This is a genomic window from Terrisporobacter sp., assembly GCF_017888745.1.
Lineage (GTDB): Bacteria > Bacillota > Clostridia > Peptostreptococcales > Peptostreptococcaceae > Terrisporobacter.
Genome location: NZ_JAGHFM010000075.1, coordinates 1 through 6,316 on the forward strand (window position 1 = coordinate 1; position 6,316 = coordinate 6,316).

Sequence of the window (6,316 nt, forward strand, 5' to 3'; positions counted from 1 at the left end):
ATAATATATTTAGCATGGTAAATATTAAGGAACTTTCTATGAAAGTTCTATTTTTTTGTCTTGAAAAGATTTTTTGTATATAAAAACTAGTGAATAATATCTATTGTAGCAAAAATAACGAGATGATAATATATGTGTATCTTCATATAGTAATGGTTTTCTATAGCAAATAAAAGGAGGAATTAATTAATGAAAATTACAGATTTAGAACTAGTACCTGCTAGTAAATATTTATTTATTAAGATTCATACAGACGAAGGAATTACTGGAATCGGAGAAGTAGGATCATGGGGATTTATTGATGCAACGGTAGGAGCATTAGAGAAATTTAAAAATTACCTTATAGGTAAAGACCCACTACAAATAGAACATCACTGGAATTATATGTATCGTAGCTTATACTTCAGAGGTTCTATAGTAATGAGTGCTATAGCAGCTATAGACATAGCATTATGGGATATATTAGGTAAAAAATTAGGTGTGCCAGTTTATCAACTATTAGGTGGAAAAACTAGAAACAAAGTAAGGACTTATGCCGCAGTATTCGAGTTTACTCCAGAAGATATGGCTAGGGGTTGTCTTGAATTAAAGGAAAAAGGTTTCACAGCTGCTAGACTTATGATAACTGGATCGCTTAAAGATGATTTTACAAAAAGAGAAGACGATATATTCGCAAGCAATGTACAAAAAAATATAGAAAAGGTAAAAGCTTGTAGAGAAGCTGTAGGTGATGATTTTGATTTAATATTAGAGGTTCATCGTAGTATGAATCCATCTGAAGCAATAGCCTTTGCAAAAGGCGTGGAAGAGTATCGTCCATACTTCTTAGAAGATCCAATAGCACCAGATAATGTACATGCGATGTCTGATATAGCTGCTCGTACAAATATATCTATAGCAACTGGAGAAAGAGCTATAAATATACAAGAATTTGAAGAGTTAATGAGAAATAATGCAGCTAAATATGTTAGACCAGATGTATGTGCTATTGGTGGTATAACACCAGCTAAAAAAATAGCTTCTATGGCTGAAGCTAACTATATAGGAATAGTTCCTCATAATCCATTAGGCCCAGTTTCAACAGCTGCATGCTTACAATTAGATGCATGTATACCAAACTTTTCTATACAAGAGTTCCCATCATTCTATGAACAAGGCAATGAAGGAGAAATGTTAAAAGAACCTTTAGTTGTAGAAGATGGATATTTAATAATACCAGATGCACCAGGTATTGGTATAGAGTTAATAGATGATATAACAGAAAAATTTCCAGCGAAGCAAAGGGATATAAAATGTCAAATAGCTTTTGATGGTTCTGTAAAAGATCGTTAAGACTTTACATAAAGGATAAGATAAGATGATAATTGATAATATTAAATATCTTGAAAAATATTTGAGCTGTGAAGATTACACAAACAAAATTATTAAGTTTATAAAAAAATCAAGAGATGAATACCTTGAAGAAGGTAGGTATTCATTAGATGGCGATAATTTAATTGCTATAATTCAAAAATACGAAACTAAAACTCCAAATGAGTGCAAATTTGAATCTCATATGAAGTATATAGATATTCAGTATATTGAAAGAGGACAAGAGATTATTAATTGGATAGACATTTCTAAGTTAATTCCAGATGGTGATTATAATGAGGAAAGAGACATATTATTGTATAATCCAAATTCTGAAGCAATAAATCTTAATTTAGAGGAAGGCATGTTTGCTATTTTCTTAAAACATGATGGTCATAGATCTCGATGTATTATGAATGAAAAATGTAATGTAAAGAAGATATTATTTAAGATTAAAGTGAATAAGGATAAGTTTTATAAATAACTTAAATTAAATAATTAAAATAAATAAAATTAATTATTGCAAGTGTTTAATATTAAATACTTGCAATGAAAAGATAAAAAGTATAGGGGGAAGTTATTATGACGCCAACAATTATGTCAATAATAATGCTTGCAATAATAATAGCAGGAATATTTTTGAAAAAAATACCTGTGCCGTTTTTATTAATGATAGTGCCTATAATATGTGCACTTATTTTAGGAACAAATATAAATGATTTAAGTACTATGGTAATTAATTCTTTAAATAATACGATGGTTTCTTGTGGTTATATGCTGCTATTTGGATTATTATATTTTACAATGCTACAAGAAACAGGGATGTTTGAAACATTAGTAGAAAAATTTTTAAGTTTAACAAAAGGAAAAATAAATGTTTATATGGTAATGGTTTTAACTACTATATTATCTATAATAGGGATGTTAACAGCAACTCTTGTAACAGGATACTTAATTGTTTTCCCTATAATGATGCCATTTTATGAAAAGTTAAAATTCGATAAAAAAGCTGCAATGATTATATGTCAAACTGCCTTAGCAGCAATGTGTTTTTTACCATGGGGAATAGGAATATCTATTTCTGCTGTATTTGCAGGTGTTGACACAATGGTTCTAGCAAAGGAAGTTGTTCCAATATCACTTTGTTTTATACCAGTTATAGTATTACAATGGTTATACTTTGCAAAACGTCATAAAGCTCAAGGTGGCCTTATGAAAATAGATTTAAGCCAAGATATGAAATCTATAGAGACTCAATCATCAGAATCTAAAGATAAACCATATTTAAGACCAAATAGATTCTGGATAAATTTAATAGTATTCATAGGCTCAATACTTGCTATATCAGTATTTAGTATACCAGCTTATTTAGTATTTATAGTTTCTTGTTTATTAACTACAATTTTCAACTATCCATCACCAAAAGAGTACCAACCGTTATGGGCTAAAGGCGGACAAACTTTCTTCAACACTCTTATAATGTTAGCAGGTATATCAGTATTTATAGGTGTATTTAGAGAAACTGGAATGATAGATGGATTAGCTGAGTTGTTAGTTTCTATAATACCAGAGTCTTTAACGAGATATATGCACATAATTTTATTAGCTATATGTACAATAGTTATACATTATGTACCTTACCAATTATATAACTCATTATATCCAATAATAGTATCAGTTGGTGCTAACTTTGGATTAACTGGAGCACAAGTAATAGCTCCATATGTAACAAATGTAGCTTTTGGAACAGGATCGTCTACATTAACACCAACTACACATGTAGGAACTGGTTTATTAAATATAGATACAGAAGAATATTGTAAATTAGCAGTAAAGGTTTTAACAGTATCAAATTTATTAGTCATTGCAATAGGTTTAGTACTAGGTGTTATTAAGTAGGTAAAAATAGTATGGAGTTGTCTCAAAATATTAAAAACATTCAAAGGGCAACTCCTATTATATTGTTATTATTCAACAAACTAATCAATTTTTTATGAAAACTGATAAAATGATAATTTATAAATATAAGGTCCATAGAAAATAAAATATATAATTAAAGGAGAAATTGAGATGAATCAATTGGAGATATGTCTAATTATAAGTACTCTTACAATTATTAGCTATGCATGGGGGAAGATTAATATGGGTACAACTGCAATGCTTAGTATGGTAGCATTTGTACTTACAGGCTGTATAGATGCAAAAGACGCACTAGATAATTTTGCAAATCCAAATACAGTAATGATGCTATCTATGTTTGTTGTTGCAGCAGGATTTAATCGTACTAAGTTTGTTAGAATATGTGCACATAGTGTTAATAGTATGTCAAAAAGCTCACTAATAAAAATTATGTTTGGTTACATTATAATCACAGTGATATTAAGCCAATTTATCCAAAGTTCTATGGTAGTATTTGGTATAATGGCTCCGATGCTAATAGCAAGTTGTGATGAGTTGGGGATAAGCCCATCTAAAGTAATGTTTCCTTTAGCAATTGCAAGTGTGTCTACATTAGGTGCTTTACCATTAGGAAGTGGAGCTACAGTTTTTGCTGAACTTAATGGATACTTAGAAGCAAATGCATATACTAGTTTTACAGTGGGATTAATGGATCCTATGAAAGCAAGATTGCCGATGATTATTGTATCTGTAATATATTGCATATTCTTTGCAACAAAATTCTCACCAGATAAGCCAAGTGTTGAGTTAATCAAGATGGAATCAAAGAAAGAAGGAGAAAAAACGCTTTCGCTATTTAAGGAAAGAGCTGGATACATAATATTTATATTAGTTACCTTAGGATTGGTATTCCAAAAACAACTTGGAATAGATACTTGGTTAATCTGTTTTCTTGGAGCCATAATGATGGTAATAACAGGAGTACTCTCAGAACAAGAAGCTATAGATTCTGTACCATGGTGGATGGGATTCTTATTTGTAGGTTCGCTAACTATGGGAGATGCATTAACTGCAACAGGAGCAGGAGAAACTATAGGTGGGGTTATAGCTAAATATGTAGGAGGGCTTGGAAATCCATATCTCATAGGATTCGTATTCTTTATTGTACCATTCTTATTAACACAATTTATGATGAATCGTTCAGTAATGACAATATTTATTCCAATAGCTATTCTAGCATGTAAATCACTAGGTGCAAATCCTGTGGGTATTATAATACTAGTTCAATCAGCTTGTTTAAGTTCTTTTATGACTCCTATGGCAACACCTACAATACCTATGAGCATGGGTGCTGGAGGATATGATGTTAAAGATATATTTAAACAATCTATTGTGCCTGCTATACTATTGTGTATAGTTAGTATAGGATGGATAATGACCGTATTTCCTATGTTCCCCTAAATTTGTATTGTATTTGTAATGTTATTTATTATAACGAATCCAGTAACTATAGTAGTTATAAAAAGTAAAGAAATAATAGAATTATTAAATGGTAGTAGAAAGACTAAATCATAACCTAAAACTGCGATGATAATAAGTTTATTAAGTGTAGTACTAATATTGGGTGGATATTTAGCTATTATTATATATTTAAGTCAAAATATATAATACTTATACATTCTTTAATGCCAATATATTTGATTCGCTTTCTATATTAACTAGAATATATTTAACATAGAGTCTATTATGAAGTCACATGGGAAAAATTATAATTATTGTAATTTCTCTTATTTTACTTTTAATATAAATGGTTATAAATATAATGAAATCAAAAAATCTATTAATGACTTGGATTTAATTAAACTTTATATCTAAAAACAATATAAGTTCCTAGAATATAGTTTAATGGAGACTATGAAAAGTATGAAAAAGATAAAAATCATAGTAAAGATTAAAAAATATCTAAAAATAACAAATATAAAAAAACTGTATCTTTAATTGATATATAAAGGTACAGTTTTTTCATTATACAATTGTAACAGACACAAATTATACATTTTATAAAGTTTGTACTTCATGGCAAGTATTCAATGATTCATCTTTATTAGGCATAACATAACAAAAGTTGTTTTTCCACAACTATTGAAATATACAATCATACTAAACATTCTGGCAGTAAATTAACAGGATACAACATAAGCTTTTATATAATCACAAGTTACTAAAATAACAGCTTCATCTTTAGAGAATATTCTATAAAGCAAGTTTCCATGGAAGAATGCAATATAAAATATTATAACCCTACAAAATAGAGAAGAAGGACTTTTTAGCTCTATTATATTTTTAGAACTATAGTTTTGTGTTACAAATGGAGATATGGGTTGAAAAAATGACATTGGTATTAACATTATAAATCCAACAAATTTTTCAGATACACCTATACATATTGATGCAACTACACCAATTGAGCTACCTATGAGCATAATTACTAAGGGAGATGAGTTTAGAAGGATATATTGCAGAGATATTGGTACGCCATATTTATATATTGTAAATTGTATATTTAGAATAAATAGTAGTCAACCATAAACAGGGCGAAAGTGAATATAAAGCATCTAAAAAGTTTATTGAACATATTGCAAAAGAAGGGCAGAAATATGGATTGAGTTTAATGGTGGTAAGTCAGCGACCATCTGAAGTATCAGATATAATATTTTATCAGTGTAATAACTTTGTAGTACTAAGATTGACTAATGTAAATGATCAAAATTATATAAAACATTTACTTCCTAATAATACAAGTTCAGTAGCTGATATACTTCCTACATTATCTTGTGGCGAGTGTTTAATAGTAGGGGACTCTGTACCATTACCTTCTATAGTTAAGTTAGAAAAGCTAAATCCAGAGCCTGAATCAGAAAGTATAACATTGGAAAAAAGAATGGAATAATATTGATTTTACAGATGTAATCAATAGGTGGAGAAAAGAAGATTTAGAATAAAGGTGTAGATTAAGAAAAATAGTATAAAACATAATCTATAAATATATATTATAACCATGATAAGG

Annotated in this window: 6 protein-coding genes; 5 read left to right on the forward strand and 1 reads right to left on the reverse strand. The window is 29.0% G+C overall.

Going from position 1 to position 6,316, the window contains the following annotated elements; genetic code table 11:
* The first annotated feature begins 189 nt into the window (after positions 1–189).
* The 4 genes from dgoD (at position 190) to J7G74_RS03665 (ending at position 4,710) form a co-directional block, all read left to right on the forward strand.
* Positions 190–1,332, forward strand: coding sequence for a galactonate dehydratase (dgoD, locus tag J7G74_RS03650; RefSeq protein WP_297132085.1), 1,143 nt, complete (start codon positions 190–192; stop codon positions 1,330–1,332).
* Positions 1,333–1,357: 25 nt separating this feature from the next.
* Complete coding sequence (locus tag J7G74_RS03655; protein WP_297132086.1) at positions 1,358–1,834, forward strand: YhcH/YjgK/YiaL family protein; 477 nt, start codon at positions 1,358–1,360, stop codon at positions 1,832–1,834.
* Between the two features lie 98 nt (positions 1,835–1,932).
* A complete protein-coding gene (locus J7G74_RS03660; protein ID WP_297132088.1) occupies positions 1,933–3,249 on the forward strand; it encodes an SLC13 family permease in 1,317 nt (438 codons plus the stop codon).
* Between the two features lie 171 nt (positions 3,250–3,420).
* Positions 3,421–4,710 (forward strand): SLC13 family permease, encoded by a 1,290-nt coding sequence (locus tag J7G74_RS03665; protein WP_297132090.1) that lies wholly within the window; start codon positions 3,421–3,423, stop codon positions 4,708–4,710.
* A 719-nt stretch (positions 4,711–5,429) separates the two neighbouring features.
* Here the strand turns inward: J7G74_RS03665 and J7G74_RS03670 are convergent.
* Positions 5,430–5,732 carry a hypothetical protein gene (locus tag J7G74_RS03670; protein ID WP_297132092.1) on the reverse strand — a complete coding sequence of 101 codons (303 nt, stop codon included), beginning with the start codon at positions 5,730–5,732 and terminating at the stop codon, positions 5,430–5,432.
* 188 nt (positions 5,733–5,920) lie between these two features.
* Here J7G74_RS03670 and J7G74_RS03675 point away from each other — a divergent pair, with 188 nt between their 5' ends.
* Entirely contained in the window at positions 5,921–6,199 is a 279-nt protein-coding gene (locus J7G74_RS03675) for an ATP-binding protein (RefSeq protein ID WP_297132093.1), read from the forward strand.
* The last annotated feature ends 117 nt before the right edge of the window (positions 6,200–6,316 follow it).